This is a genomic window from Micrococcus sp. HG099 (assembly GCF_024723355.1).
GTDB classification, from domain to species: Bacteria; Actinomycetota; Actinomycetes; order Actinomycetales; family Micrococcaceae; genus Micrococcus; species Micrococcus endophyticus.
In genome coordinates, this window is the sequence record NZ_JANQCJ010000182.1 from 1 (window position 1) to 3,279 (window position 3,279).

The 3,279-nt window shown below is 77.2% G+C and carries 3 protein-coding genes; 2 read left to right on the forward strand and 1 reads right to left on the reverse strand.

The features are described 5' to 3' along the window. Positions 1-1,110 (reverse strand): ADP-ribosylglycohydrolase family protein (locus tag NWP10_RS11175; RefSeq protein ID WP_258300957.1); only part of this gene is annotated, 1,110 nt, incomplete at its 3' end. A gap of 64 nt (positions 1,111-1,174) precedes the next feature. On the opposite strand from NWP10_RS11175, the gene NWP10_RS11180 reads away from it, so the two are divergent. Both NWP10_RS11180 and NWP10_RS11185 read left to right on the forward strand, forming a co-directional pair. Beyond that, positions 1,175-2,443: an exonuclease subunit SbcD gene (locus tag NWP10_RS11180; RefSeq protein ID WP_017488817.1), complete on the forward strand. Its 1,269-nt coding sequence runs from the start codon at positions 1,175-1,177 to the stop codon at positions 2,441-2,443. An 11-nt stretch (positions 2,444-2,454) separates the two neighbouring features. Beyond that, positions 2,455-3,279: SMC family ATPase (locus NWP10_RS11185; protein WP_258300958.1), on the forward strand; the 825-nt coding region annotated here is incomplete at its 3' end.

The following is a 3,279-nucleotide window of genomic DNA, read 5'->3' on the forward strand; positions in this document are numbered from 1 at the left end:
ATGGGTATAAGCGCCAGCGCCCTCCCGCCCCGCGACCCACGCCGGGACGAGGCCCGCGGGCACGTCGGCGGCCGCGTCCGCGCCGAATACCGCAGGGCCGTGGGCGGCGCCGAGCAGCTGCCCGGCCAGCGACGCCGTCGAGTCCGAGTCCCCGGCATGGTTGGCGCCGATCCGCAGCGCCAGGGCGAGCATGTCCGCCGGGTCCTCGTGCCGGGCCTGCGCCACGAGCGCTGCGTGGACGGCGATGGCCAGCGCCTCCTCGGCGACCCACCCCTCGCCGAGGGCCGCGGGCAGCGTGCCGGGCCGGCCGGCGTCGTCGGCGGGGGAGGCGGCCAGCTCGACGGCGGACGCGAGGGCCGCGGCGGTCTCGCCGCCCTCGGCCGGGTCGAGGGAGTCCACCCAGACGCGGGCGTGGGCGACGGCGTCCTCCAGGCCCGCCCCGCGCAGCAGCGCGGCGATCATCAGGGAGTAGGCGGCCGCGGCGACCCACGCGGTGGGGTGGCCGTGGGTGAGCACGGCGCCCTGGCGGGCGAAGGAGACCACGTGGACGTCCTCCAGCCCCGGCACCATGCCGTACGGGGCCGAGCGCATCACGGTGCCGCACCCCTTCGAGTCCGGGTTCCGGGGGTCCCCGGGCAGGCCCATGGCGGCGGAGTCCAGCCCGCTCAGGCACGCGTTCCCCGGGGCACGGCGCGCGCGCAGCTCGGGGTGGTCCTCGAGCCAGCGCGGCGGCACGGGCGGGGCGCCGTCCGGCAGCGCGCCGCCGTGCTGCGTGGCCCACCACCGCAGGCAGGCCAGCCACACGCACGCGGCCGGGTCCGCGGCCTGGCCGTCGTTCTGCCACTCGATCCACTCGAGCAGCCCGTCCAGGACGTACAGGGTCATCTGGGTGTCGTCCGAGATCGGCAGGGCCTCGCCCCCGACGACGGCCAGTGCGGCCTCGCCCGTGGTGAGCCCCTCCGCCCCGTGGCGGGCCCGGACGGCCGCGTCCGCGTCGAACTCCACGGTGTAGCCGAGGGCGTCCCCGGCGGCGCCCGCCGCGAGGAGGGCGGCGACGCGGGCGGCGTGCTCGGGGCCGGGCAGGGACGGGGCGACGGGGGTCTCGGTCATAGGGGACATCGTAGGAGGCGGGTCGGACGCCTTAACGCGTCCGCCCGGTTCCTACAGTGGAGCCATGCTCCTGCTGCACACCTCCGACTGGCATCTCGGCCGGTCCTTCCACGGCACCGGCCTGCTGGAGGGCCAGCGTCAGGTCCTCGACGCCCTCGTGGACACCGTGCGGGAGCGCGGCGTGGATGCCGTGCTGCTCGCCGGGGACGTCTACGACCGCGCCCTGCCGTCGGCGGACGCCGTCGCCCTCCTGGACGCCACGCTGGCACGCCTGCGCGAGGCCGGGGCGCAGGTGGTCCTCACCAGCGGCAACCACGACTCCGCGGTGCGCCTGGGGTTCGGCGCCGGCCTGCTCTCCGCCGCCGGCGTGCACGTGCTCACGGACCCCGCCCGCCTGGACGAGCCGGTCCTGCTCGAGGACGCCGCGGGGGAGCGCGCGGCCGTCTACGGCGTCCCCTACCTGGAGCCGCGCCACCTCGGCCAGGCGTGGGAGGTGGACCCGACCCACACGGGCGTGATGGCGGAGGCCGTGCGGCGGATCCGGGCGGACCTGGAGGACCGGCGGGCGGGGTCGCCCGCCCCGCTGGCCGGCATCGTGCTCGCCCACCTGTTCGCCGCAGGCGGGGACGCCTCCGACTCCGAGCGGGACATCGGCGCCGGCGGCTCGCCGTTGCCCGCGAGCGCGGCGCCCGCGGACCCGGCGTCCGCGGACCCGGCCGGGCAGGACGCCGGGTGCGGCGCGGAGCCGGAGGGGCTGGTCGGCACCCTCGGCCAGGTGCCGGTCACGGTCTTCGACGGGCTGGACTACGCGGCACTCGGGCACCTGCACGGGCGGCAGACGATGGCCGAGCACGTGCGGTACTCCGGATCGCCGCTGCCGTACTCCTTCTCCGAGGCGAAGCACGTGAAGGGCGGGTGGCTCGTGCACGTGCACGGCGGCGACGTGACCGAGGTGGAGCCCGTGGACTGGCGGGCCGGACGCCGGCTGGCCGTGCTCGCCGACCGCATCGGGCCGCTGCTGGACTCGCCCGAGTACGCCTTCGCCGAGGACCGCTGGGTGCAGGCTACGGTGACGGACCCCGAGCGGCCCGAGAAGGCGCTCGAGCGGCTGCGCTCGCGGTTCCCCCACCTGCTCGTGTTCCGGCACGAGCCGGAGGGCGGGCGTCCCGAGCGCGTGCGCACGTACGCGCAGGCCCTGCGACAGGCCCCCACGGACCTCGCGCTGACCACGGGCTTCGTGGACCACGTGCGCGGCCGCCCCGCCTCGGCGGAGGAGTCCGCGCTGCTCGACGACGCCCTCACGGCGTCCCGGACCCGGGAGGCCCAGGCATGAGGATCCATCGGATGCGGCTGCAGGGGATCGGCCCCTACGCCGAGGCGCAGGACGTGGACATGGACCGGCTCAACGACGCCGGCCTGTTCCTGCTGGACGGGCCCACGGGCGCGGGCAAGTCCACCGTCCTCGCCGCCCTCTGCTACGCCCTGTACGGGTCCGTCCCGGGCGGCCGCTCGCCCGAGTCGCTCGTGACCACGCTGCGCCCGCCCGGCGCCGTCGTCCCCGAGGTGCTCGTGGAGTTCACCGTCCAGGGGCGGCGGTTCGAGGTGGTGCGCTCGCCCCGTCACGAGCGCCTCAAGAAGCGGCGCTCCGCCTCCGGGAAGGACACCACGCCCACCCCCGCCGCCGTCTCCCTGCGCGAGCACGTGGACGGGGCCTGGCAGGAGCCGCTGACCCGCAACGACGAGGTCGGCGTCCAGGTGGCGGACGTCATGCACCTGGACGCCGCCCAGTTCATGCAGGTGGTCATGCTCCCGCAGGGGCGGTTCGCCGAGTTCCTCACCGCCCGCTCGGACGAGCGCCAGCGACTGCTGCGCCGCCTGTTCGGCACCCAGCGGTTCGACGGGGTGGAGGAGCACCTCAAGGCCGAGGCCGAGCGCCTCGGCGCCCGCGCCGCCGCGGACGCCCAGGTGGCCGCCTCGGCCCGGGAGCAGCTGCGCGAGGCGGTCGCCGCCGAGCTCGGCGAGGACTGGCACGCGCCCGAGCCGTTCCCCGTCACGGACCAGGAGCTGGTGGAGAGGACCGCGGAGCGCACGCGGGAGGCGGTGGACGCCGCCCGCGCCGGCCGGGACGCCGCCGCCGCGGAGGAGGCTGCCGCGCGCGGGGCCCAGGCC